At 56.9% G+C, this 25,027-nt stretch carries 24 protein-coding genes and 1 tRNA gene; 12 read left to right on the top strand and 13 right to left on the bottom strand.

What is annotated here, in order from left to right; genetic code table 11:
• Positions 1–68: 68 nt before the first annotated feature.
• From EGI20_RS08665 to EGI20_RS08655, 3 genes are all read right to left on the bottom strand, one after another.
• Positions 69–791 carry a UDP-2,3-diacylglucosamine diphosphatase gene (locus EGI20_RS08665; protein WP_498631135.1) on the bottom strand — a complete coding sequence of 241 codons (723 nt, stop codon included), beginning with the start codon at positions 789–791 and terminating at the stop codon, positions 69–71.
• A 125-nt stretch (positions 792–916) separates the two neighbouring features.
• Positions 917–1,408 (bottom strand): peptidylprolyl isomerase, encoded by a 492-nt coding sequence (locus EGI20_RS08660; protein ID WP_124735274.1) that lies wholly within the window; start codon positions 1,406–1,408, stop codon positions 917–919.
• A gap of 22 nt (positions 1,409–1,430) precedes the next feature.
• Positions 1,431–2,003, bottom strand: coding sequence for a peptidylprolyl isomerase (locus tag EGI20_RS08655; protein WP_498631134.1), 573 nt, complete (start codon positions 2,001–2,003; stop codon positions 1,431–1,433).
• A gap of 472 nt (positions 2,004–2,475) precedes the next feature.
• Between EGI20_RS08655 and EGI20_RS08650 the strand changes: the two genes are divergently transcribed.
• Entirely contained in the window at positions 2,476–3,729 is a 1,254-nt protein-coding gene (locus tag EGI20_RS08650) for an OmpP1/FadL family transporter (protein ID WP_498631133.1), read from the top strand.
• Positions 3,730–3,918: 189 nt separating this feature from the next.
• Here the strand turns inward: EGI20_RS08650 and EGI20_RS08645 are convergent, their stop codons facing one another.
• A complete protein-coding gene (locus EGI20_RS08645) occupies positions 3,919–5,703 on the bottom strand; it encodes an acyl-CoA dehydrogenase C-terminal domain-containing protein (RefSeq protein ID WP_498631132.1) in 1,785 nt (594 codons plus the stop codon).
• A gap of 176 nt (positions 5,704–5,879) precedes the next feature.
• Here EGI20_RS08645 and EGI20_RS08640 point away from each other — a divergent pair, with 176 nt between their 5' ends.
• The 6 genes from EGI20_RS08640 to EGI20_RS08615 all read left to right on the top strand — a co-directional run bounded on the left by EGI20_RS08640 (position 5,880) and on the right by EGI20_RS08615 (position 12,260).
• Positions 5,880–6,431 carry a DUF2062 domain-containing protein gene (locus tag EGI20_RS08640; RefSeq protein WP_498631131.1) on the top strand — a complete coding sequence of 184 codons (552 nt, stop codon included), beginning with the start codon at positions 5,880–5,882 and terminating at the stop codon, positions 6,429–6,431.
• Complete coding sequence (locus tag EGI20_RS08635; RefSeq protein WP_498631130.1) at positions 6,418–6,975, top strand: NUDIX domain-containing protein; 558 nt, start codon at positions 6,418–6,420, stop codon at positions 6,973–6,975. The genes EGI20_RS08640 and EGI20_RS08635 overlap by 14 nt, the downstream gene beginning before the upstream one ends.
• Positions 6,962–7,288: a PilZ domain-containing protein gene (locus EGI20_RS08630; protein WP_498631129.1), complete on the top strand. Its 327-nt coding sequence runs from the start codon at positions 6,962–6,964 to the stop codon at positions 7,286–7,288. Before EGI20_RS08635 ends, EGI20_RS08630 begins: the two co-directional genes overlap by 14 nt.
• Before the next feature lie 192 nt (positions 7,289–7,480).
• Positions 7,481–9,409, top strand: a complete 1,929-nt coding sequence (locus tag EGI20_RS08625) for a PrkA family serine protein kinase (RefSeq protein ID WP_498631128.1) — start codon at positions 7,481–7,483, stop codon at positions 9,407–9,409.
• 62 nt (positions 9,410–9,471) lie between these two features.
• Positions 9,472–10,749 (top strand): YeaH/YhbH family protein, encoded by a 1,278-nt coding sequence (locus tag EGI20_RS08620; protein ID WP_124735267.1) that lies wholly within the window; start codon positions 9,472–9,474, stop codon positions 10,747–10,749.
• Entirely contained in the window at positions 10,746–12,260 is a 1,515-nt protein-coding gene (locus EGI20_RS08615; protein WP_498631127.1) for a SpoVR family protein, read from the top strand. Before EGI20_RS08620 ends, EGI20_RS08615 begins: the two co-directional genes overlap by 4 nt.
• A gap of 53 nt (positions 12,261–12,313) precedes the next feature.
• Here EGI20_RS08615 and dapB read toward each other — a convergent pair whose 3' ends face one another.
• Both dapB and EGI20_RS08605 read right to left on the bottom strand, forming a co-directional pair.
• Complete coding sequence (gene dapB / locus EGI20_RS08610; RefSeq protein ID WP_498631136.1) at positions 12,314–13,120, bottom strand: 4-hydroxy-tetrahydrodipicolinate reductase; 807 nt, start codon at positions 13,118–13,120, stop codon at positions 12,314–12,316.
• Positions 13,121–13,127: 7 nt separating this feature from the next.
• Positions 13,128–13,496: an outer membrane protein assembly factor BamE gene (locus tag EGI20_RS08605; protein WP_498631126.1), complete on the bottom strand. Its 369-nt coding sequence runs from the start codon at positions 13,494–13,496 to the stop codon at positions 13,128–13,130.
• An 82-nt stretch (positions 13,497–13,578) separates the two neighbouring features.
• On the opposite strand from EGI20_RS08605, the gene fur reads away from it, so the two are divergent.
• The 3 genes from fur to EGI20_RS08590 are packed head-to-tail and all read left to right on the top strand — an operon-like array spanning position 13,579 to position 15,417.
• Positions 13,579–14,013 carry a ferric iron uptake transcriptional regulator gene (fur, locus tag EGI20_RS08600; protein ID WP_124735264.1) on the top strand — a complete coding sequence of 145 codons (435 nt, stop codon included), beginning with the start codon at positions 13,579–13,581 and terminating at the stop codon, positions 14,011–14,013.
• Positions 14,010–14,720: a leucyl/phenylalanyl-tRNA--protein transferase gene (gene aat, locus EGI20_RS08595; protein WP_498631125.1), complete on the top strand. Its 711-nt coding sequence runs from the start codon at positions 14,010–14,012 to the stop codon at positions 14,718–14,720. The genes fur and aat overlap by 4 nt, the downstream gene beginning before the upstream one ends.
• A complete protein-coding gene (locus EGI20_RS08590; RefSeq protein WP_498631124.1) occupies positions 14,701–15,417 on the top strand; it encodes an arginyltransferase in 717 nt (238 codons plus the stop codon). The genes aat and EGI20_RS08590 overlap by 20 nt, the downstream gene beginning before the upstream one ends.
• Positions 15,418–15,453: 36 nt before the next feature.
• On the opposite strand, the gene EGI20_RS08585 is transcribed toward EGI20_RS08590, so the two are convergent.
• The 7 genes from EGI20_RS08585 to rluC all read right to left on the bottom strand — a co-directional run bounded on the left by EGI20_RS08585 (position 15,454) and on the right by rluC (position 21,133).
• On the bottom strand, positions 15,454–15,918 hold the full coding sequence (locus tag EGI20_RS08585) for an outer membrane lipoprotein (protein WP_498631123.1): 465 nt from the start codon (positions 15,916–15,918) through the stop codon (positions 15,454–15,456).
• A 41-nt stretch (positions 15,919–15,959) separates the two neighbouring features.
• Positions 15,960–16,988, bottom strand: coding sequence for a quinone-dependent dihydroorotate dehydrogenase (locus EGI20_RS08580; protein ID WP_498631122.1), 1,029 nt, complete (start codon positions 16,986–16,988; stop codon positions 15,960–15,962).
• 71 nt (positions 16,989–17,059) lie between these two features.
• Positions 17,060–17,650 (bottom strand): malonic semialdehyde reductase, encoded by a 591-nt coding sequence (locus EGI20_RS08575; protein ID WP_498631121.1) that lies wholly within the window; start codon positions 17,648–17,650, stop codon positions 17,060–17,062.
• Positions 17,651–17,664: 14 nt separating this feature from the next.
• Complete coding sequence (motD, locus tag EGI20_RS08570) at positions 17,665–18,495, bottom strand: flagellar motor protein MotD (protein WP_498631120.1); 831 nt, start codon at positions 18,493–18,495, stop codon at positions 17,665–17,667.
• Positions 18,496–18,510: 15 nt separating this feature from the next.
• The gene (locus tag EGI20_RS08565) at positions 18,511–19,455 is read right to left on the bottom strand and encodes a S49 family peptidase (RefSeq protein ID WP_498631119.1); all 945 of its coding nucleotides are present in this window, start codon (positions 19,453–19,455) and stop codon (positions 18,511–18,513) included.
• A 93-nt stretch (positions 19,456–19,548) separates the two neighbouring features.
• Complete coding sequence (locus EGI20_RS08560) at positions 19,549–20,202, bottom strand: HAD-IA family hydrolase (RefSeq protein WP_498631118.1); 654 nt, start codon at positions 20,200–20,202, stop codon at positions 19,549–19,551.
• Positions 20,192–21,133, bottom strand: a complete 942-nt coding sequence (gene rluC, locus EGI20_RS08555) for a 23S rRNA pseudouridine(955/2504/2580) synthase RluC (RefSeq protein ID WP_498631117.1) — start codon at positions 21,131–21,133, stop codon at positions 20,192–20,194. The genes EGI20_RS08560 and rluC overlap by 11 nt, the downstream gene beginning before the upstream one ends.
• A 555-nt stretch (positions 21,134–21,688) precedes the next feature.
• Here rluC and EGI20_RS08550 point away from each other — a divergent pair.
• Together EGI20_RS08550 and EGI20_RS08545 are read left to right on the top strand one after the other, a co-directional pair.
• Positions 21,689–24,580 (top strand): Rne/Rng family ribonuclease, encoded by a 2,892-nt coding sequence (locus tag EGI20_RS08550; protein ID WP_498631116.1) that lies wholly within the window; start codon positions 21,689–21,691, stop codon positions 24,578–24,580.
• Between the two features lie 78 nt (positions 24,581–24,658).
• Positions 24,659–24,734 (top strand) — tRNA-Asn (locus EGI20_RS08545).
• Positions 24,735–25,027 lie beyond the last annotated feature (293 nt).

Here is a 25,027-nt window from a genome sequence, read left to right as displayed (position 1 = left end):
TAGGGAATAGGGAATCGTGGTGTTGACGTGCTTGGGTAGGGTCGCCACACTTAATCCCTGATCCTTGGTTACGCCAGTACCAGCGCGGTCAGTCCCTTTTCATCCAGCCGCAGATAGCCGCCGCGACCGTCGTGCCAGTCGGCAATCACCCAGCGCTCGCTATGGCGCGCCCCGTCGCTGAGCGGGTAGCAGCCCGGCCTGTGGGTGTGGCCATGTATCAGTACCGGCCAGTCGTGCGCAGCCATCAACGCCAGCAATGCCTCTTCGGTCACATCGCCGGCCTCGGTATAACCTTGTTCGCGTTTCATGCCCTCGCTCTGGCTGCGTGCCAAGCGGGCAATGGCATGGCGTTCGGCCAGGGTCTTGGCCAGTAGCGCCTTTTGCCACAATGGGTTGCGGCTCATTGCGCGGAACTGCTGGTAGGCGCTGTCGTCGCTGCACGCGGCATCACCGTGGCTGAGCAGGTAATGGCGGCCATGGATGGATAACAGGCTAGGGTCGGCCAGCAGCACAGCCCCGCTGGCTTCTTCAAAGCCGCTGCCCATTAAAAAGTCGCGGTTGCCGTGCATGACATAGAGTGGCGTGTGGCTGCTGAAGCGGCGCATGGCAGCCGTCATGCGGGTGTTGAAATCCGATGTGTCGTCATCCCCCACCCAGTATTCAAACAGATCGCCAAGAATATAGAGCGCATCTATCTGCCCGGCCCAAGCTGTGAGCGTGCGCTCGAATAGTGTGGCAAGTTCAGGGACATCTTCGGACAGATGCAGGTCGGAAATGAAGTGGATGGGCATGAATGTGCGGTATCCGGGATGCGGGATCGGGGACCCGTCATAAAAAACGGGCAGCGGCCTATGCCATGGCTGCCCGACTGCATGGCTGCGGCATCCGGATACCCGATCCCGGATGCCGCTTTGACTTAGATGATTTCGGCCTTCTCGATCACAACGGCTTCTACCGGTACATCCTGGTGTCCGCCTTTGCGGCCGGTCTTCGTGCCTTTGATGCGGTCAACCACATCCTTGCCTTCCACGACCTTGCCGAATACGGCATAGCCCCAGCCATTGGACGTTTCGGACTGGAAGTTGAGGAAGTCGTTGTCAGCCACGTTGATGAAGAACTGGCTGGATGCCGAATGCGGTGCCGGGGTACGCGCCATGGCGATGGTGTAGTTCTGATTCTTCAGGCCGTTATTGGCTTCGTTCTTGATATTGTCGCGTGTCGGCTTCTGGTCCATGTCGGCAGTAAAGCCGCCGCCCTGAATCATAAAACCGTTGATGACACGGTGGAAAATGGTGCCGTCGTAGTGGCCGTCTTTAACATACTGTTCAAAGTTGGCTGCAGTCACCGGTGCTTTTTCGCTATCCAGTTCCAGGACGATATCGCCGAAGTTGGTGGTCAGTTTGATCATGGTTTATGTCCTCGTTTGGGGTTTACTGCGCTGATTTGATAATGACTTTTTGGATGATGGTCGGCTCCATCGGCACATCCTGCATGCCGTCCTTGTAGCCGGTGCGGCTCTTGGCGATGCGGTTGACGATGTCCATGCCTTTGCTTACTTTGCCGAATACGGCATAGCCCCAGCCTTGCGGGGTTTTGTTTTTGTGGTCGAGAAATTCATTGTCGGCCACATTGATGAAAAACTGGCTGCTGGCCGAATGCGGGTCGGACGTGCGTGCCATGGCGAGGGTGCCGATGCGGTTTTTCAGGCCGTTGTCGGCTTCATTGACTACGGTTGCCTTGGCCGGTTTTTGCGAGAGCGAACCGTCCTTGATCTCAAAGCCGCCGCCTTGCACCATAAAGCCGTCGATCACGCGATGGAACATCGTATTGTTGTACTGGCCGCTTTTGGCATAGGCCAGAAAGTTGGCGACGGTCTTGGGGGCTTTGGCCGCATCCAGCGTGACTTCAATCGTACCCTTATTGGTCACGAGATCCACCACTGGCGCAGCGAAGGTCAGGGCAGGCAGGGAACACAGCAGCAAAGAGGTAAGCAAGCGTTTCATGAGCAGTTCTCGTAACAGACGGGTTTTTGCGAAACACGGATTCTAGCATAGCCATCATGACCGCCCACCCCATCCTGAGGGTCGGCGTCTTGCTTACCCTCTACGATATCTTGATGGCATTCTGCTGTTGTGCCCATCGGAAGATTCTGGCGCTGCGGCCATGCTATATCGTGGCGCTTCGCCGTCTACTATATGAATCAGCCATTCAAATGGGACTAGCCTAGGGCTGCATTGAGCATGGTCGGGGCGGTGTATTTCATGTTTTGCATCCTGATGCTTGTTATTCATTTAGAATTTTATTGCGCAATTCGACTTGTTTTTGTGATTTTTGATCGAATTTGCTTGTCACGCTGCGCGACCAGAGCTTAGACTCTGCGCTCTAAAAGCGACCACTATCCCGCTAAGAGCGTGGGTGGTGCGTGCGCACCAGACGAATTCAGACCACGGCCGCCTAAGTTGCCCGGAGACCCGCATGACCCGTTTTAAACAAACCTCATTGTTGATTGCCGCCTTGTTTGCCGCCGCGCCTGCGGTACATGCCGCCGGCTTCCAGTTGTCCGAGCAGAGCATTGTCGGTCTGGGTCGTGCCCATGCTGGTGCCGGCGTGGCCGGTGACGACTTGTCCGCCGTATTTTACAACCCGGCCGGCATGATGTTGCTGAACGGCACGCAAGTGCAGGGTGGCTTTACCTATGCCGAGATCGACGCGCCATTCGAAGGGACGACCAAAAAGGGCAATCGTTTCAGCGATAATGGCCGCGCCGCTGGCGAAGCGATTCCCAATGCCTTCTTCGTCAAGGAAATCAACGAGCGCACCCGTTTCGGTTTCGGTGTCACCGTGCCGTTCGGCCTGGGTTCTGGCTACGGTGAAAACTGGGGTGGCCGTAATAGCGGTATCGAAGCCCATATCATGACCGTCGATCTGAATCCGTCTTTGGCTTATCAGCTGGACGACAAGTGGAGCATCGGCGGCGGGATATCGGCGCAGTACACCAAGGCCAATCTGAAGAAGGGGGCACCGATCGGTAGTGCGAGCGGGGAGATAGATGCGGATAGCTGGGATTATGGCTACAACCTTGGCTTGATGTATCAGTTCGATAAAGACAGCCGCGTAGGCCTGTCTTACCGCTCCAAGATCCAGCACGAGCCTGACGGTACATATACGGTTGAAGGCATGCCAGGTCCTTTGAACGGACTAAATGGTGTTTATGGTGGCTCGACTCGCGTGACGACACCTGAGTCGGTATTGTTGTCCGGCTATCATCGTATCGATCCCAAGCTGGCACTGACCGGTAGCCTGCGCTGGAGTAACTGGAGCCGTTACGAAACGCTGTCTATAGAGAATGATAGTGGTAAGTTTCCTATCAGTGAGCCTTCCGTCATCGAGAATAACTGGAAGGCCAGCTGGTTTGCATCGGTCGGTGCCGATTACAACTACAGCGACAAGCTGACCTTGCGCGGTGGTGTGGCCTATGAAACCAGCCCGGTGCCGGATGCGGAACATCGCAATCCGCTGATTCCCGATACCGACCGCGTGTGGCTGAGCCTGGGTGGCAGCTACAAGGTCGACAAAAATCTGACGCTGGATGCCGGTTATACCTACCTGATGGGTGTGGGTGACCGGGATATTGTTGGGAAGGATTCCAAAGGCAATCTGGATTACAAGGGCAGCTACAGCTCAATTACCGGCCACCTGATCGGCGTCGGCATGCAGTACCGCTTCTGATTGCATGCGGGCTTAAGGCTGGCAAATGTCAGCCTGCTTTATGCCTAGCTTGCAGGGCGGATCATTCCCGTTCTGCGCACCAGATCGCATCGTGATAGCACGCCGAAGCATCTGAAAAAAGGCCCTCCAACCGGGAGGGCCTTTGCTATGCAAGCCATCATGCTGGCTTGTTCGGCGTGGTGGGGATTATCAGAACGCGAAGTGCTCGTCCTGCAAGCTCATCAGCGGCTTGGCGCCGGTTTTGATCTTGGCCTTGAGGCTTTCGACTTCAGGCAGGAGTTTGGCGTAGTAGAAGCGGGCCGTGGTGATCTTGGCGTTGTAGAACGCATCGTCGCCGCCGCCCAGCTTGCTGTACGCCACTTCCGCCATGCGTGCCCACAACCAGGCGTAGGTGATGTGGCCGATCAGGCGCAAGAAGTCGGTCGCTGCCGCGCCGGCTTCATCTTTATCCATCATCGACGCCATGCCGATGCCCATGGTGGTCTCGCCAATTTCTTTCAGCAGTTTGGACAGCGGAGCGACGAATTCGGCCAGTTGTGCATTGCCGGCATTGGCTTCGCAGAACTTGTGGATCTGCTTGGAGAATTTGCGCAGTTTGGCGCCTTGATCCAGCAACACCTTGCGGCCCAACAGGTCGATGGCCTGAATGCCGTTGGTGCCTTCATACAGTTGCGAGATGCGGCAATCACGTACCAGCTGTTCCATACCCCATTCGCGGATAAAGCCGTGGCCACCGAATACCTGCACGCCCATATTGGCCGCTTCGAAGCCGTTGTCGGTCATGAATGCCTTGGCCACCGGGGTGAGCAAGGCAACCAGGTCTGCCGCGTCCTGACGCGCTTCGGTATCCGGATGCTTCTCTTCGATATCCAGTTGCAGCGCAAGCAGTGCAGTCAGGGCGCGGCCTGCTTCGGTGTACGCCTTTTGCGTCAGCAGCATGCGGCGCACGTCCGGGTGCACAATGATAGGATCTGCCGCCTTTTCCGGGTACTTGGCACCGGCCAGTGCGCGCATCTGCAGGCGCTCGCGGGCGTAGGTAAGTGCGCCCTGGAACGACGCTTCGCCTATCCCCAGACCCTGCATGCCGCAACCCAGACGTGCGGCATTCATCATGGTGAACATGCACGATAGGCCCTTGTTTGGCTCGCCGATCAGATAGCCCTTGGCATTGTCGAGGTTGATAACGGCGGTGGCGTTGGCCTTGATGCCCATCTTGTGTTCGAGTGCACCGCAGGCAACCGGGTTGCGGCTGCCATCGGCGTGGAATTTCGGCACGATAAACAGCGAAATGCCCTTCACATCCTTAGGTGCGTCCGGCAGGCGGGCCAGCACCAGATGGATGATGTTGTCCGACATGTCGTGTTCGCCGGCCGAGATGAAAATCTTGGTGCCGCTTATGCTGTAGCTGCCGTCACCGTTAGGCTCGGCTTTGGTCTTGAGCAGCCCCAGATCAGTGCCGCAATGCGGTTCGGTCAGGCACATGGTGCCGGTCCAGCTGCCGTCGACCAGATGCGGCAGATAGGTATCTTTCTGTTCGGGGGTGCCATGCGCATGGATGGCGGCGTAGGCGCCGTGCGACAGGCCGGGGTACATGCTCCAGGCGACGTTGGCCGAGCACTGCATCTCCATGATAGGGAAGGCCAGTGTCTTGGGCATGCCCTGGCCGCCATAGGCCGGGTCGCAGTCGAGGCCAGTGAAACCGAGCTCGCAGAACTGCTGGTAAGCTTGCTTGAAGCCTGCCGGTGTTTTGACGCTGTGGTCGGCGGCATTGAACTCGCAGCCTTCTTCATCGCCGCTACGATTGAGCGGTGCAATTTCGTTTTCGCAGAATTGGGCTGCGGCTTCCAGATAGGAAGCGAAGATGTCCTGAGTCGCCTCTTCATAGCCCGGCAGTGTCGGGATAATGTCCTGAACCTTGATCAGTTCATTCAGGACGAAGTCGAGGTCACGCAGGGGGGCTTTGTAGGCTGGCATCAGGGAAATCTCCTTTTTGTGTCGCTACCGGGGCTGTCCGGGTTATATTTTGTCGTGCTGCCAGTAGTTGCCAACAGCATTCAAACGTATGTTTAAATTACTTGCGCCGGTTTTGCAATCCCCGTGCCGATAATTTTTTATTTTCGATGTGCGTCTGTACGGATAAATAGCTAAAAGTGCGACATTTTTTTCATAAATATATGCCGGATCGGGATACGGTGTTCGCCAACCGCTATTTGCGGCCATTGGCGCCCTGGCTGGACAGACCGGCTTACTGGAGCTGGAACCGGCGCAAGGTTGCGCTGGCTTTTGCTGTCGGTTTGTTCTCCGGCTTGATGCCGGGGCCGACGCAAATGCTGGCAGCGGCGTTGCTGGCGCTCGTGCTGCGGGTCAATCTGCCTGTGGCACTGGCGACGACCTTGTATACCAATCCCTTCACCTATCTGCCGCTGTACTGGCTGGCCTATGAGTACGGGCGTTTTTTGCTTGATGTCAATGGCGCGGAGAGTATGAGTACGCCCCCTCCCGAGTTGCAGAATCTGGATTTCGCATCGTGGTTGCACGCTTTTATTTTATGGTGCCAATCACTTGGTCTGCCCTTGCTTTTGGGCGTGCCGGCACTGGGCTTGACCCTTGCCGTGACCGGCTATTTGCTGGTTCGCCTGGCATGGCGGGCCTATCTGGTTTTTCAGCTCAAAAAAAGAAGGCGCAAGCGTGGATCTCACTGAACAACAACTTTCCAGTACACAGGTTTATCAGGGTCATTTTCTTAAGGTAAGCCGTGACTGTGTTCGTTTGCCGGATGGTAAAACAGCGACACGCGAATATATCCAGCACCCCGGTGCGGTCGCCATCCTGGCGTTGAACCAGGCAGGAGAGCTGATTCTTGAGCGGCAGTACCGTTACCCTTTGGGGCGCTCTTTTATCGAGATTCCCGCCGGCAAGATTGATGCGGATGAAAACCATGCCGACACGGCCAGACGCGAGTTATGGGAGGAGACCGGCTATACGGCTGAGCACTGGTCATTGCTGGGCTCGGCCTATCCGTGTATCGGTTATTCAAATGAGGTGATCCACTATTATCTGGCCGAAGGTCTGCTGCAGAACGAGCGGCAACTGGATGACGGGGAGTTTATCGAGGTGCTCGCTTTGCCTCTGGACGAGGTGCTGGCAATGGCAGGAGATGGCCGCATCAGCGACAGCAAAAGCATTGTAGGTTTGAGCTTTTTGCGTGCCCGTCTGGCGGCACGATATCAAGATGAACCCGGCTGACCCGCGTATAGACAGGCGTGGCGCACGCCGGATTCAGATGGGCTGCAAGGCTAGGCTGAAAGTGCTGATCAGTGGTGAGCTGTTTTACGGTGAATGTATCGAGCTTTCCGTACATGGCTTATCGGTGCGTACTGCGTTTGTGCCGCAATTTGGCGAAAGTGTTGAGATTGTGCTGATGGTGGCGGGTATGGGAGCACTGCCGGCGGCGCCTCTGTATCTTGTGGCCGAGGTGCGCCGTTGCAACGAGGTGGTGCTGGGCCGTTTGTACGATATCGGCTTTGCCATTGTCGAACGCAAGGCTTGCTCTGCATGAAGTGGCGTGGGGATTTCAATCCATCAACCGGCATTGTGCCGGTTTTTTGTTGCAATTTTTTTGCTTTAACTGCGCTCTCTCGCTATACCCAAAAAAACAGCAAACAATATGAAACAGACACTCTAGATGCAAGGGGGATGCGGTTGCATGGCGCATTCGTGTGCCTCCCTGCAAACAGCAAGGAGTAGCGCCATGTCCGCAGATATCTTCAGCCACTATGCTGCCCGTTACGACAAAAGCAGGGAAGAGGAATACACCATTCAGGAGTTTCTGGCCTTGTGCAAACGCGAGCCTGGTACTTATGCCACGGCGGCCGAGCGCATGCTGCAGGCCATCGGCGAGCCTGAACTGGTTGACACACGTCACGATGCCCGCTTGTCACGCATTTTTTCCAACAAGATGATCAAGGTCTATCCCGCCTTCCGTGATTTTTACGGCATGGAGGAGGTGATCGAGCAGGTGGTGTCCTACTTCCGTCATGCGGCACAAGGTCTGGAAGAGAAAAAGCAGATTCTCTATTTGCTGGGGCCGGTGGGCGGCGGGAAAAGCTCGATTGCCGAACAGCTCAAGTCGCTGATGCAGGATGTACCGTTTTATGCCATCAAGGGCAGCCCGATTAACGAGTCGCCGCTGGGCCTATTCAATGTCGAGGAAGATGGTGCCTTGCTTGAGGAGGAGTTCGGCATTCCGCGCCGCTACCTTAAAACCATACCCAGTCCATGGGCCGTCAAGCGCCTGCATGAGTTTGGCGGGGATATCGAGCAGTTCCGCGTGGTCAAGCGCTACCCGTCCGTACTCAAGCAGGTCGCGGTGGCCAAGACCGAGCCTGGCGATGAGAACAATCAGGATATTTCGTCACTGGTGGGCAAGGTCGATATCCGCAAGCTGGAAAAATATGCGCAGGATGATCCGGATGCGTACAGCTTCTCCGGCGGCCTGTGTCTGGCCAACCAGGGCTTGCTCGAGTTTGTCGAAATGTTCAAGGCACCGATCAAGGTGTTGCATCCTTTGCTGACCGCGACACAAGAGGGCAATTACAAGGGCACAGAAGGCTTTGGCGCGATTCCGTTCGAAGGCATTATTCTGGCGCACTCCAACGAGTCCGAGTGGAAACAGTTCAAGAACAATAAAAACAACGAAGCCTTTCTGGACCGCATTTACATCGTCAAAGTGCCTTACTGCCTGCGTGTCTCGGACGAAGTGAAGATTTACGACAAGCTTATCGTCAACTCTTCGCTGGGTTCTGCGCCTTGCGCCCCCGGAACGCTGAAGATGATGGCGCAATTTGCGGTGCTGTCGCGCCTGAAAGAGCCGGAAAATTCCAGCTTGTTCAGCAAGATGCTGGTGTATGACGGCGACAGCCTGAAGGATACCGACCCCAAGGCCAAGAGCCAGCAGGAGTACCGCGATTATGCCGGGGTCGATGAAGGCATGAACGGGCTGTCGACACGCTTCGCCTACAAGATCCTGTCCAAGGTGTTCAACTTCGATCATGCCGAAGTGGCGGCCAATCCGGTGCATCTGTTGTATGTGCTGGAGCAGCAGGTCGAACGTGAGCAGTTTCCGCCCGAGACCGAGCAGCGTTATCTGACTTTCCTCAAGGAATATCTGGCACCCAAGTATGTCGAGTTTATCGGCAAGGAGATCCAGACAGCTTATCTGGAGAGCTATTCCGAGTACGGGCAGAATATTTTTGACCGCTATGTCACGTTTGCCGACTACTGGATACAGGATCAGGAATTCCGCGATCAAGATACCGGCGAAATTTTCGATCGTGGCTCGCTCAATGCTGAGCTTGAGAAGATAGAAAAGCCAGCGGGGATTTCCAATCCCAAGGATTTCCGCAACGAGATTGTCAATTTCGTCCTGCGTGCCCGGGCCAATAACCATGGCAAAAATCCGGCCTGGACCAGTTACGAGAAGCTGCGTACGGTCATAGAGAAGAAAATGTTCTCTAACACCGAGGAGTTATTGCCGGTGATTTCGTTTAATGCCAAAGCCAGCGTCGAGGACTCGAAAAAGCACGAGGATTTTGTTAATCGCATGGTGGAGAAAGGCTATACCCCGAAACAGGTACGCTTGTTGTGCGAATGGTATTTGCGCGTACGCAAGTCGTCCTGAACGGATAAGGCCGGGTTGCCCTTGCGGGTAGCCCGGACCCCTTGAGCCGAAGGGAGACCAGCATGGCCAATATCATAGATCGCCGTTTGAATGGTAAGAACAAGTCTGCAGTGAACCGCGAGCGTTTTTTGCGCCGTTTCAAAGGGCAGATAAAAGATGCGGTAGCTAAGGCCATCAAGGGTCGAAGCATTACCGATATCGAGAGTGGCGAAACCATCTCCATTCCGGTGAAGGATATTTCCGAACCGGCGTTTCGTCATGGTAAGGGCGGGGTGTGGGAGCCTGTCCATCCTGGTAACCAGGAGTTTGTCAAAGGTGACCGTCTGCCGCGCCCGCAAGGCGGCGGTGGGGGCGGTAGCGGTTCGGGCAAGGCAAGTCAGGATGGGGAGGGCGAGGATGCTTTCGCCTTCGAGCTGTCGCGCGAAGAGTTCATGAATGTGTTTTTTGATGATCTGGCGCTGCCCAATCTGGTCAAGACCCAGCTTACCGGTATCACCGAAATGAAGACGGTGCGTGCCGGTTTTACCAATGACGGCACGCCGGCCAATATCAATATCGTGCGCTCTTTGCGTGGTGCGCTATCGCGGCGTATTGCCATGGCCGCGCCCACGCTGACAGAACTGGACGAGTCGGAGGAAGAGCTGGACGAGCTAATGGAGTCCGGCATGGAGGCCGATCTGGATATGCGCGAGCGCCGGCGTCGCATCCATATGTTGCGCGAGAAGTTGGCGGCCATCCCGTTTATCGACCCGTTCGATTTGCGCTACAACAATCGTGTCAAGCAGCCCACGCCCTCCAGCCAGGCGGTGATGTTTTGCCTGATGGATGTGTCCGGTTCGATGGATGAGCAAAAAAAGGACATGGCCAAGCGCTTTTTCATCCTGCTTTATCTTTTTTTGCAGCGCACCTACGACAAGATAGAGCTGGTGTTTATCCGCCACCACACCAGTGCGGTTGAAGTGAACGAGCATGATTTCTTTCACTCGCGCGAGTCGGGCGGTACGGTGGTGTCGTCGGCGCTGAACCTGATGAAAGAGGTGGTGCAAAAACGCTATGCGGGTAGCGAGTGGAATATCTATGCCGCCCAGGCGTCCGATGGTGATAACTGGGATAGCGACTCGGCCAACTGCGCCCGCATTCTCGAGACGGCCCTGATTCCGGTGTGTCAGTACTATGCCTATATCGAGATCACCGAAGGTGAGCCGCAGAACTTGTGGTACGAGTATCTGAAGGTCAAGGATGCGCACAAGCACTTTGCCATGCAAAAAATACGCTCGGCCGCCGATATCTATCCGGTGTTCCGCGAGCTGTTCAAGAAGCAGCAGGGGGTGAGCAAATGACGCCGATTTCTACCGGGTCCGAATGGACTTTTGATCTGATCGCCGAATACGATGCGGCCATTCGCGAGGTCGCGGTCGATGAGTTCAAGCTGGATGTCTATCCGATACAGTTAGAGGTCATTACGGCCGAGCAGATGATGGATGCCTATTCGTCGGTCGGCATGCCGGTAAATTACCATCACTGGAGCTTCGGCAAGCATTTTGTGGCGACCGAGAAAAGCTATAAACGCGGCCAGATGGGTCTGGCGTATGAAATCGTGATCAATTCCAGCCCTTGTATCGCTTATCTGATGGAGGAAAACTCGGCCACCATGCAGGCGCTGGTGATTGCCCATGCCGCCTATGGCCATAATTCGTTTTTCAAGGGAAATTATCTGTTTCGCGCCTGGACCGATGCCTCGGATATTGTCGACTACCTGATGTTTGCCAAGCAATATATCAGCCAGTGTGAAGAGCGCTACGGTATCAGTGCGGTGGAGGAGTTACTCGACTCGTGTCATGCGCTGATGAACTATGGCGTCGACCGTTACAAGCGTCCGGAAAAATTGTCGCTGGCGCAGGAGAGGGCGCGCCAGACCGAGCGCGAGCAATATCTGCAGACCCAGGTAAACGATTTGTGGCGCACGATTCCCAAGCGCGAGCGTGATGCTGGCGCGCATGCTGCACAGCGTTTTCCATCCGAGCCGCAGGAAAATCTGCTGTATTTCATCGAGAAGGCTGCACCCCTGCTTGAGCCGTGGCAGCGCGAGATTGTGCGTATCGTGCGCAAGATTGCCCAGTATTTCTATCCGCAGCGCCAGACACAGGTGATGAACGAGGGTTGGGCGACCTTCTGGCACTACACCATACTCACCCGCCTGTACGACAAGGGATTGGTGACAGATGGCTTTATGATGGAATTCCTGCAAAGCCATACCAATGTGGTGGCACAACCGCCGGTGACCTCAAACTGGTATAGCGGCATTAATCCTTACGCCTTGGGTTTTGCCATGTTCCAGGATATCCGGCGCATTTGCGAAGCGCCGACGGATGAAGACAGGGCCTGGTTTCCCGATATTGCCGGCACGCCTTGGCGCGATACGCTGGAATTCGCCATGAAGAACTTCAAGGACGAGAGCTTTATTTCGCAATACCTGTCGCCCAAGCTGATACGCGACTTCCATTTTTTTGCGCTGCGGGACGATGACAGGGATGACAAGCTGGAGATTTCTGCCATCCATGACGAGGAGGGCTATCGCAAGGTGCGCGAGCTATTGGCGGATCAGTACAATCTGGGCTCGCGTGAGCCGAATATCCAGGTGTGGTCGGTCAATATGCGCAAGGATCGTTGCCTGACCCTGCGCCATACCATGCATAACCGGCGCCCGCTGGACAGGGGTAGTGCATGCGAGGTGCTCAAGCATATTGCCCGCTTGTGGGGCTTTGATGTCAGGCTGGAGAGCGTGGATGCCGACGGTAGCGTGCGTGAGCACTTTGAAATCAAGGCGCCGGCCGAGACGATGGCGTATTGAGTCAGACAACAAGACCCTGCCCCGCATGCCGGTGGGGTAGGGTCTTGCTTTGCTTAACGCAGGGCCAGCACATCCTGCATGTCGAACAGACCATGCGGCTTGTCTTGCAGCCAGCGGGCTGCACGTACCGCGCCGCCGGCAAAAGTGGCGCGACTGGAGGCCTTGTGCGTGATTTCAACGCGTTCGCCCAGCGCAGCAAACAAGGCGGTATGGTCACCCACGATATCGCCACCACGCACGGTCGCAAAGCCTATGGTGCCGGGATCGCGCTCGCCGGTCACGCCTTCGCGTCCGTACACGGCGCAGCTTTTAAGGTCACGCCCCAATGCGTCGGCAATGACTTCGCCCATGCGTAGTGCGGTACCGGATGGTGCGTCGACCTTGTGGCGGTGGTGCGCCTCGATGATTTCGATGTCGTAGCCGTCATCCAGTACCCGTGCGGCCATATCCAGCAGCTTGAAGGTCAGGTTGACCCCCACGCTGAAGTTGGCGGCAAACACGATGGCGATGTGTTCGCCGGCATTGCGGATGGCCGCCTTGCCCGCTTCGTCAAAGCCGGTGGTGCCGATAATCATGTCGACCTTGGCCGCGATGCAGGCTTGCATATGCTGCAGCGTGCCTTCGGGGCGGGTGAAGTCGATCAGGATGTCTGCACCAGTTAATGCTGCTTCCAGATCGCTGGAGATGGCAACACCGGTATGCTGGCCGATAAAAAGTCCGGCATCCTGTCCGATAAAGCCGGAGTCCTCACGCTCGAGCGCGGCATGCAGGCGAGTGGTAGGCGTGGCAAGAATGGATTCGATCAGCGCGCGACCCATGCGGCCGCCCGCACCCACGATAACAATGTTCTGTGGCTGCATCATGCGTTCAGTTCTTGGGAGGGATAATAGGGGCGGGCGCATAGTTGTCAGGCAGGCCTTGACCTTCAACCGATACTACGCTGTCCGCATTGAAAATTACGGTGACCAGACGCTCTTCTGTCGGCTTGCCCTGGCGCTCGAGGACGTATTTGTAATCCCAGCGGTTAGCGTGGAACGGGTCTGCCAGCAAGGGCGTACCCAGCAAGAAGCGAACCTGGTTGCGGGTCATGCCGGGCTTGACTTTCAGCACCGATGCCTCGCTGACCTCATTGCCTTGCTCGATCACCATGCGGTGCGGGGTGAACCAGTTGATAGGGTTCATGCTGCTGCAGCCTGCCACAAACAGCAGTGCCGGAATCATCAGGATTTTGTTCATCGTGCTCATACCGGGCAAACCGGGTTGGGTAAACTATTAAAAGGCTTTATGATACAGAATCACGCCAACAAGTTATAACACGATGAATAAAGCCAGTCACCTCAAGGATATCGGGCTTAAGGCTACCGGTCCGCGCCTCAAGATTCTTGAACTGTTCGAGAGCAGTACGCTGCGTCACTTGTCAGCCGAGGATGTCTATAAAAAAATGCTGACCGAGGAGGTCGATATCGGCCTTGCTACCATTTACCGCGTACTGACCCAGTTCGAGCAGGCGGGTATTCTGGTTCGTCATCATTTCGAGTCGGGCAAAGCCGTCTATGAACTCAATCAGGGCGGTCATCACGACCATATGGTATGCATGCGTTGCGGCAAGGTGACCGAGTTCTTCGAGCCCAAGATTGAAAGCCTGCAGGATCGCATTGCAGAGAAGCACGGTTTTGCCATTCAGGATCATGCGCTTTATCTGTATGGCGAGTGTGCCGAGTGCCAGAAAGCCGATGGTAGCAAGCCTGCATGATTCCCTGGCTCGGTACTGCGCTTGAGTTTCCAGCCGTGGACAAGGCGCTGACTGAGCCGGAGGGCTTGCTGGCGGCGGGCGGAGATTTGTCGCTGGCGCGCCTGTCCCTTGCCTATAGCCGCGGTATTTTTCCATGGTTTAGTGCAGGGCAGCCTATTCTTTGGTGGTCGCCTGCACCGCGCATGGTGTTGTTTTCCGCAGAGCTGAAAGTCAGCCGGAGCTTGGAGAAGACGCTGCGCAATGGTGTTTACCGGGTGAGCTGCGATCAAGACTTTGCCGGTGTAATGCAGGCCTGCGCCCAAAGCCCGCGTCCCGGTCAGGGTGGACCCTGGATTTCACCGCAGATGGTGGACGCGTATTGCCGCCTGCATGCGGCCGGTGTGGCGCATTCGTTCGAGGTGTGGATGGACGGTGAGCTGGTCGGTGGTTTGTACGGTGTCGCCTTGGGACGGATGTTTTTTGGCGAGTCGATGTTTCATCGTCGTACCGATGCGTCCAAGATCGCTTTTGTCCATATGGTGCGCCATCTGGCAGCGCACGGCTTCAGTATGATCGACTGTCAGGTGTATACGCCGCATCTGGCCAGCTTGGGCGGGCGGCTGATTGCACGAGAGACTTTTTGTAGTGAAATTCAGGCTTTGACCGTGCAGTGTCAGCCTGAGCAGTTATGGGGTTATCAGTACAGCAATGAGCCAGCGCGATCCTAACGAGGCCGTCGTCCACTTCTATGCCACCGGCGTCTACCCCTGCAGTTATGTCGATGGGCGTACTGCGCGTTCGCAAGTGGCGATTCCAGTCGAGCTGATAAATGCCACGGTTTACAGTCAATTGGTCCGCTTGGGATTTCGCCGTAGCGGCCACTACACCTACCGGCCTGTCTGCGATGCCTGTGATGCGTGCAAGCCGGTGCGGCTATGCGTTGCTGCATTCAAAGCCGACAGGTCGCAACGCCGTGCCCTGCGCCGCCATGCCGATCTGGAGGTGAATATCCTGCCGCTGGCTTTTCGCGACGAGCATTTCCAGCTGTACCGGCGTTATCAGGCCAGTCGCCACGCAGGTGGCGGGATGAGCGAGGATGGTTCGCAGCAATACTGCGAATTCATTCTGAAAAGCAGGGTGGAGAGTGTGCTGGTCGAGTTTAGCTGCCAGGGGGTGCTGAAAATGGTCAGCCTGGTCGACAAACTGGATGACGGTTTGTCTGCGGCTTATACCTTCTTCGAGCCGGACGAGGCGGGAGCAAGCTATGGCTGCTACAGCATACTTTGGCAGCGCGAATGGGCGCTCAGGTTGGGCTTGCCCTATCTGTATCTGGGGTACTGGATAGAGGATTGCCGCAAGATGGAGTACAAATCTCGCTACCAGCCGCTGGAGCGGCTGGATAATGGGGTATGGCGGGCGTTTTAAGTGAAGCAAGGGGGTGAAAGACCCCCTTGTACCGTTTTAAAGCGGCACCACGCGCATGGTGCCGTTGCCGCTGAGTATGCGTACCCGTTGGCCCGGGCTTAGCGGAATATCCGCATCCTGTACGATGGAAACCATACGCCCGTCCCTGTCCAGTCTTACCGTCAACTCCAGTGCATTCTTGGTGCCCAAGCTTTGTTGTGCTGATTGCGAGGCCAAACCGCCCAGCATGGCACCGGCAATGGCGCCAACGGCCGAGCCGCTGCCACTGCCTATGCTGCTACCGGCTACGCCGCCCAGTGCGGTGCCTCCAAGCGTGAGCAACTGGTTCTGCTCGCCTTCGACCTTGACGTTCTGTACCGAAACAATCTGGCCGAATTCGACCACTTGCGGCTGTTGCAGCTGGCCACGCTTGTACACAACAGCCGAGTCCGAAGGGGTGCTGCAGCCGGTGGCCAGCAAGACTGCGCTTATTGCGCTGGCCAGTAATAAGCCTTTTTTCATTTCATTTCCTTTTCTATTGTGTTCATGCCGCCTTGGCGCTTTTATGCCTGCTTGAGCTTGGCAATTGCGCTGGCGCTCTGTGCAATCAAGTCGGGCCCGCGGTAAATCAGGCCGGAGTAGAGTTGCACCAGGCTGGCGCCGGCCCGGATTTTCTCGGCCGCATCGTCGCCAGAGAGAATGCCGCCTACTCCTATGATAGGCAGCGCGCCATCCAGTGTCTGAGCCAGCGTGCGGATGACTTCGGTTGAACGGGCAGTTACCGGCGCACCGGAGAGGCCGCCCGCTTCGCCGGCATGGGTGTGGCCGGCGACCGCTTCGCGCGACAAGGTGGTATTGGTGGCGATGACAGCATCGACTTCGTGTTGCATTAGTAGGCGGGCAATGTCGCGTACGGCGTCGGTATCGAGATCGGGCGCAATTTTGACGGCAAACGGCACGTAACGGCCATGTTTGTCGCTTAGCATGCTTTGGCGAGCCTTGAGCGCAGCGATCAGCTGTGCCAGCTCATCACCCTGCTGCAATTGGCGCAGGTTTTTGGTGTTGGGGGAGGATATATTGACGGCGATATAGCTGGCGCAGGGGTAAACCTTGTCCATGCATTCAAGGTAGTCATCCGTAGCGCGCTCTATCGGTGTGCTGGCATTTTTACCGATATTGATGCCCAGCACGCCCTGAAAGCGGCTTTCCTGTACATTGCGCACCAGATTGTCTACGCCCAGATTATTGAAGCCCATGCGGTTGATAATGGCCTGGTGCTCTGGCAGGCGGAACAGGCGTGGCTTGGGGTTGCCTTGTTGCGGGCGCGGGGTCACTGTGCCGATTTCAATAAAACCGAAGCCCAGTTCGGCCAGCGCATCAATATGCTCGCCATCCTTGTCCAGTCCTGCCGCCAGGCCTACCGGATTGGGAAAGGTCAATCCCATGACTTTGACTGGCGCTCGCGGGATGGACTTGCCCATCAGGCTGCTCAGTTGCAACTGGTACGCCTTGTCCAGTAGTTTTAGGGTCAGCTGATGTGCGGCCTCGGGGTCAAGGCGAAACAAGAGCGGGCGTAGCAGTGGATAAAGCATCAGAAACTCCGTTGGCCTGCCCAGTCATCTTTGGTTTTGACTATGCATGCAGTGTGCGTAAAAAAGCGATATTACAAGATGCAGCACGCTTCGTCGAAGTCCAGGCGCGGTGAGCGCGGGTGTAGTTGTGCTTCGATGCCATAACCCAGGTTGATCAGAAAGTTGGCACGCCAGCGCCCATCGGGGAAGAATGTGCTGTTTACGCCGGCCTGATCAAAGCCCGACATCGGGCCGCAGTCCAGGCCCAGGCTGCGCGCCGCCATCATCAGGTAAGCGCCTTGCAAGCTGCTGTTGCGCATCGCGGTTTCGGCGATCAGCGCCTCATTGCCGATAAACCAGCTTTGCGCATCGGCATGCGGGTAGAGTTGCGGTAGTAACTCATAAAAACGGCTGTCGTAGGCCACGATAGCTGTGACCGGTGCCTGCATGGTTTTACTCTGGTTGCCGGGGGCAAGGTGGGGTTCGAGTTTAGCCTTGGCGTCGGGTGTCCGGACAAAGACAAAGCGGGCAGGGCAGGCATTGGCGCTGGTCGGGCCTAGTCGTGCCAGCGCGTATAGCTGCTGCAGCAAGGCATCACTCACGTCCCTTTCCTGCCAGTGGCTATGGGTGCGGGCATGGTTGAACAACTGGTCAAGTGCTGTCTGGGCAAGTGGCGTACTCATGGTTCACCTTTGTCTCACATGGATGTTTGGGCCGGCTTGTTCTGTATGGCCGGTGCGCTGGCCTCGGCAGCCTGGTTTGCTGCCGGCGTGATGTCAAATCCGGCGTTGTGGTCTGCGAGGACAGTGATGGCAACCCGTCTGTTTTTGGCGCGGCCTTCTGCCGAAGCGTTGCTGGTCACGGGGCGGTTTTCTGCTCGGCCTACCGCGACCAGACGGTCAGCAGCAATGCCGTTTTCCTGAAACAAACGCACGACGCTACCGGCGCGGGCTGCCGACAGTTCCCAATTCGACGGGTAAAACGCATTGCGGATCGGCACGTCATCGGTAAAGCCTTCGACACGCACCGGATTGCTCTGGCTGCGCAGTACACCGGCAATGCCGGCCAGCATGCGCTGCGACTCGGGTGAGGGTGTAGCCTGGGCGACGGCAAACAGCGCTGTATCCTTGATGTCGATATGGATGCCTTCTTCCGACTGGTATAGCCTGACTTGCCCGTTTTTCAGCAAGGGTTGGACGATCTTGCTCAGCGCATTGCTTAGTTGCTGCATCTTCTGCTGCGCCAGCAGTCGCTGCTCGCTTTTAATGGCCCGTGCCACCGGTTTTGAATTCGGTACTTCCACCATGGTGTTGGCGCTGCCCGATGGCGTCGGGGTGCCAGTGATTTTGCTGCCAAATGCATCGCCCAGCGAACTGGACAGCACGCGGTACTTGCTCTCGTTCACTTGAGAGATCGCGTACATCACCACAAAGAAGGCAAACAGCAGAGTAATGAAGTCGGCGTAGGAAACCAGCCAGCGTTCATGATTTTCGTGCTCTTCTTCCTGTCGGCGTCTACGGTGGCGCATCGGCGATCTCTTTGATTAATAGTATCGGGTGTCGAACAAGGAACCCATGCCCTGTGCGAACTGTACGCCCAGCAATCGTGCTGCGCGCTTGCCAAAGCCTTCATCCGGCGTAAATTCGACCAGCTTTTCCGCCTTGAACTGTTCCCGCGCCACTTGGCGTACCGAGGACAGACCGTCGATCAGACCCAGCGGCTGGCTTTGACTGCCTAACCAGACGCGGCCGGAGAAAACTTCGGCATTCGCCTGTTGCAAGCGTTTGCCGCGTCCGTCACGCACCGCCTGAATAAATTGCTGGTGTACCGCGTCCAGCAGCTGCTGGCGTATCGCTTCCTGTTCGGGTTTGACCGGCGAGAACGGGTCACCCATGCCCTTATTATTGCCGGACGTCATCAGGCGCCGCTCAACCCCCAGCTTTTCCATGGTGCCGGTAAAGCCGAAGCCTTCGGACAATACGCCGATGGAGCCGATGATGCTGGCTTTGTCGGCGTAGATGCGATCGGTTGCCGCCGCGATATAGTAACAGCCGGAGGCGCAGACTTCTTCGACTACGGTGACCACCGGTATCGCCGGATATTGTTTTTTCAGCCGGCGGATCTCGTCATAAGCCATGCCTGACAAGACCGGACTGCCGCCGGGGCTGTTGGCACGGATAATAATGCCGCGGGTGCCGCTATCCTTGTAGGCGGCTTCCAGGCCACGGGCCAGGCGGTCTGCCGTGTCGTTTTCGCTATTGATGAGCCCGTCCAGACTGATCAGCGCGGTGTGCTTGCCATCCATCAGGCTGCCATCCTTGCCGCTTTTGTCCCGGTTGATGAACAGGCTGAAAACAATAATCAGCGTGACCAAGAGCCAGGCCAGACGAAAGAATATTTTCCACTGGCGGGCGCGACGCTGTTCAAGCAGTGCGCTGCCGGCCAGTTTGGTGATGAGTTCGCGTTCCCAGTCGGGGGTGTTGTTCACGGCATCTCCGCAGGTGTCGGGGGGTGAATGGGGATCATACACTTATGGCATTTGTGTGTGCGGGTCGGGGTGACAAAACCGGCTTGTGCGCGCTTATCCCAGCCGGGGCAACAGCCATTGCTGCAGTGCCGGGAAGTCGTGGAAAATGGCTGCCGGCTGGCAGTCTTGCAGTACATCCAGCGGGTGTGCGCCATAGCTGACGCCGACGCCATGAGCTTTGGCATTGACGGCCATTAACAGATCATGACTGGTGTCACCCACCATCAGCGTGCGTTGGGTGTCAATGCCCAAGTGCCCGGTGATCTCGAGCAGCATTTGCGGGTCGGGCTTGGAGTGGCACTCATCCACGGTGCGCGTGGCATCGAAAAAACCGGACAACCCGCTGACTTCAAGAGCGCGATCCAGTCCTCTGCGGCTTTTGCCGGTTGCGACGGCCAGCAAGGCGCCGGCTTGGCGCAGTGCATCCAGACCTTCATGGACGCCGTCAAACAATTCAACAGTCTCTTCGCCGCACAGATAGTGATGGCGGTAGGCATCCTCCAGATCGTGATAACGCTCCGGGCTCAGGCCGGGGCAGGCGGTGCGCAAAGCCTTACCTAGCGACAGGCCAATCACATGGCTGGCGGCCTCGCGGCTGGGGATGGGCAGCTTAAGATCGCTACTTGCGCGCTGGATGGAGCGAACGATATGGGCGGTCGAATCCATTAGCGTGCCATCCCAGTCGAACACGATCAGATCAAATTGCATTTTCTTTTCTCAATAATTCGATAAAGGTCATCAGCTCTGGCGGGAGCGGCGCTTCAAGATCCAGCGGCTCACCGCTTAGCGGGTGTGGCAGTTTGAGATTATGGGCATGCAGGAACATGCGCTTAAGGCCGTGGCGGGCGAGGTCGCGGTTGGCGGTAAAGTCGCCATAGCGCTCGTCGCCGGCAATCGGGCAGCCCATGGCTTGCATATGTACGCGAATCTGGTGGGTGCGGCCGGTTTTTAGCCAGGCTTCGACCAGGGTAAAGTCGGCAAAACGCTCCTCGATACTGAAAATGGTATGTGCGTACTGCCCACCTTCCTCGACGCGTACCCTTTTCTCACCGTTAGGCGTGTCCCATTTGTGTAGTGGCAGCTTAACGTGGCGCTCGGCTTGCGGCCATGCCCCAAGACCCAAGGCAAAGTAGCGCTTTTGCGGTACATCGTTGCGTATCATTTCATGCAGCTTGACCAGTGCCGAGCGCTTTTTTGCGACCATCAGCAGGCCCGAGGTATCGCGGTCGAGGCGGTGTACCAGTTCAAGGTAGCGAGCCTCGGGGCGCGCCTTGCGCAGTTGCTCGATCACGCCAAAGGATACGCCGCTGCCGCCATGTACCGCGACGCCGGAGGGTTTGTCGATGACCAGCAGGGCTTCATCTTCGTACACCACCGGGAAATGCCCGGCCGGGACGAATTTTTCTTCACGCACTGCAACGCGTACCGGCGGCAGGCGCACTTCATCGCCGGCGTTCAGGCGATAGCTGGCATCGATGCGACCCTTGTTGACGCGTACTTCGCCCGAACGCAGGATGCGGTAAACATGGCTCTTGGGTACGCCCTTGAGCTGACGGGTCAGGTAGTTGTCTATGCGTTGGCCCGCTTCTGATTCATCGATCAGGTGAAATGAGACGGAGTCTTTGCGTATATCTGTCATATTGCTTATACTTCGATGCGCTTTGCCGGTCATGCAGGCTTGTCATTCAAGGCCTGTCCGGTAAAGGCAAGTTCCGGTGAATATAAAAGGTTGTGCGCCGCCGCAAGGATAGGTCGCCGACGCTGCTGCGATTGAAGATCGAGCCGGCAGGGTTCAGCCCTGACCTGATGCCCGTTCTACCGGACGCAGCCAAGGTTGTCTCGCTCACCGAAAAGAAGCGATGGTAATGCATTTGATCGTACAGCGCACTCACGAGTATTCCATTTCCGGATGCCGAGCCAGTCCGGGAGTCATGCAGTAAAGTTTGACCCGGCGCGTATGCCCATCGCTTTCTTGTTTTGTCGATAACAGACTTGTCGGCAGACAATGAATCAACACGCTGTCTGTACCCGGGCAGCAAGGGCATCGCGCGAAATTGATTCGAGAAGTCGGCTTAGCCTATCGTTATTCCTTGCTCTTTAGTCAGACACTTCTTTCGGAAAGCGCCCATCAATAGTCATTGGGCCGTCAAATACTTGCTGCGACCTTGCGTGAGTGCTGCGCAAGGAATGTTATATGAAACGAATGTTATTCAATGCAACGCAAGCTGAAGAGTTGCGCGTTGCAATTGTCGATGGGCAAAAGCTCGTTGACCTCGATATCGAGACTGTTGGCAAAGAACAGCGCAAAGGGAATATCTATAAGGGTATCATCACCCGTATTGAGCCTTCGCTGGACGCATGCTTTGTCGATTACGGCACCGAACGCCACGGCTTTTTGCCGTTCAAGGAAGTTGCCCGTTCTTATTTCCAGAACTTTGACGGAGGCCGTCCGCGTATCCAGGACGTCCTGAAAGAGGGCATGGAAGTCGCCGTCCAGGTTGAAAAGGACGAGCGCGGCAACAAGGGCGCAGCACTGACTACCTATATCAGCCTGGCGGGCCGTTATCTGGTTTTGATGCCGAACAACCCGCGCGGTGGCGGTGTATCGCGCCGTATCGAGGGTGAAGAGCGCCAGGAACTCAAGGAGTTGATGGCCAAGCTGAATGTGACGCAGGGCATGAGCCTGATTGCGCGCACCGCCGGCATCGGTCGCAATTTCGAAGAGTTGCAGTGGGACCTGAACTACCTGACCCAGTTGTGGAATGCCATCGAGGCTGCCGCCGGTGCACAGAAAGCGCCTTTCCTGATTCTGCAGGAAGGCAGCTTGGTCATTCGCGCCATCCGCGACTACTACCAGCCTGATATTGGCGAAATCCTGATCGATACCGAAGTTGTGTATGAGCAGGCACGCCAGTTCATGAGTCACGTCATGCCGAACAATGTCGGCCGTGTCAAACTCTATACCGACCCGGTACCTTTGTTCTCCCGTTACCAGATCGAACACCAGATTGAAACCGCCTATTCGCGCAGCGTGCAGTTGCCGTCCGGTGGCGCCATCGTGATTGACCATACCGAAGCGCTGGTGTCGATTGACGTCAACTCGGCGCGTGCGACCAAGGGTGCCGACATCGAAGAAACCGCGCTGCGTACCAACGTGGAAGCGGCCGAAGAAATCGCCCGCCAGTTGCGCCTGCGCGATCTGGGCGGTCTGGTGGTTATCGACTTTATCGATATGGAAAACCCGAAGAGCCAGCGCGATGTGGAGAACACACTGCGTGATGTGCTCAAGCATGACCGTGCCCGCGTACAGATGGGCAAGTTGTCGCGTTTTGGTCTGCTCGAATTGTCGCGCCAGCGTCTGCAGCCAAGCCTGGGCGAGTCCAGCCATATTCCATGCCCACGCTGCCATGGCATCGGCTTTATCCGCGGTACCGAATCTTCGGCCTTGCACATCCTGCGCATCATCCAGGAAGAGGCGATGAAGGAAAACACCGGTGCGGTACATGCACAAGTGCCGGTTGATGTGGCCACCTTCTTGCTGAATGAAAAGCGTACCGAGCTTTATTCGACCGAAGAGCGCCTGGGTGTCAATGTACTGTTGATTCCTAACGTGCATCTGGAAACGCCGCATTACAAGATCGTCCGTTTGCGTCACGACGACCTGAACGAACTATCCGACGCACCAAGCTACCGTCGTGTCGAAATGCCGGAAGACGAAGCCGAAGCCAGCTTTGGCCAGAAAAAGCCCAAGGTCGAGCGACTGGAAGCGGCCGTGAAAGGCATTACGCCGCAACAGCCGGCACCTTCGGTCGCGGATGCGCCCGCTGCTGCGGCACAGGCCAAGCCTGCCGAGGCAGTCGCCGAGCCGGGTCTGTTTGGTCGTCTGGTTGGCTGGTTCAAGGGTCTGGCTGCACCGCAAGCGGCACCTGCTCCTGTCGAGCCTGCCAAGCCCGCAGCGCGCGAGCCACGCAAGCCACGCAATCAGAACGAGCGTCGTCAGGGCAATGGCCAGCGTCGTGACCGCAATGCGCAGCAGGATGAGCGTCGTAAGAGTGGTGACGAGCGCCGTGCGCCGGCAGAAGTAAATGAAGCGCGTAGCGAAGTGCGCGAGCCACGTCCGCCACGCGAACCGCGTCAGCGTCGTGAACGCGAACCGCGTGCTGATCGTGAGCAGAAGCAAAATCGGCAGCCTGAGCCACGTTTGGAAGAGGCGGGTGCCGAAGTCGCTGCTCGCCAGGAATCGCCGCGTCAGCAGCAAGAGCCGCGTCGTCGTGAAAAACCGCAAACCGATACTGCCAAGCCAGTAGTGGAAAATCGTCCGCCTGTTGCGCCGCGTGAAGAGGTCAAGAGTATTGACGCGCAGCCGGTGAGCGAGATGCCCGCCGTTGAGGGTGAGGCAGCAGACACGGTAGAGCGCAGTGAGCGTCGCCGTCGTCGCAGTCGTCGTGACCGCCGTCGTGATGAAGCTCCGGCAGCCGTAGTTGCCGAGGCGGATGCGCAGGCTGTTGAAGTGCCTGCCGAGGCGGGGGTGACTGCAGTTGCCGAAATGGTGCAAGTTGGTGCTGTAGCGCCGGTGGTCGAGCTTGTTGTGGCCAAACCAGATGAGCCAGAAGTGAAGGCTGAAGTTGTAGTGCCTGCGCCTGCCGCTGACATGGTCGAAGAGGCTGTTGTCGAATCGCCGGTTAAGCCTGAAGCTGAGCCTGTGGTTGCCGAGCCGGTATTCGTACAAGTCACTGCCGTGGCCGTGACCCCGGTCGTTGAAGCTGCCGAACAGCCCGAACAGCCTGTTGTGGTCGAGGCTGTAGAGGTTGCAGCGCTGGCACCAATGCCGGTCGTGCAGGCAGACTTGCCTGCGGTAGAAGCCGCAGCGGAGGAGGTCAAGGCGCTTGATCCTGTCGCCGTAGTGCGTGAAGCGCCTGCAGATCTGGGGGGGCTTGTGATGGTTGCAACGCGTGCGCTGGCTGTTGAGCCGGTTGTGGAGCCTGTCGTACCGCAAGGCCCGCGTCGTAGCGATGTATTGCGTAGCCGCCAGCCCGTTGTTTCCAGCGAGCCGGTTCAGTTGATGCAGGTGGAAACCCGCGACTAAAAGTAAGTATCGGCTGCGTTATTCTGCATTTTTAGTTTGACGCAGCCGAAGCTTATAGCTATAATTGTTCTCCTCAATTCCCTGATAGCTCAGTTGGTAGAGCGACGGACTGTTAATCCGCAGGTCGCAGGTTCGAGCCCTGCTCGGGGAGCCAGTATTCAAAAGGACCTAGCCATTTTTGGCTAGGTCCTTTTTGCGTTTTGCCCCAATTTTGCCCCAATGCGTGGGTAAACGGCCTTCCGAGCAGGCGGTATAAAACCGGTTCCTACACATGACTCCAACACAATTATGGAGTCGAACATGGCAACTATTCGCAAACACGGAGCAGGCTGGGAGGCTCGTGTCCGCCGCAAAGGCCACCCCCACATTTCCAAACACTTTCCCCGCAAGGATCAGGCAGTCCGCTGGGCGCAGCAGGTTGAAGCCGAGATGGAGCGTGGGCCCTAT

The sequence above is a fragment of the Aquitalea sp. S1-19 genome (assembly GCF_024343515.1).
The sequence above is the reverse complement of the archived record's forward strand: the minus strand, read 5'-3'. Positions and strand labels throughout refer to the sequence as shown.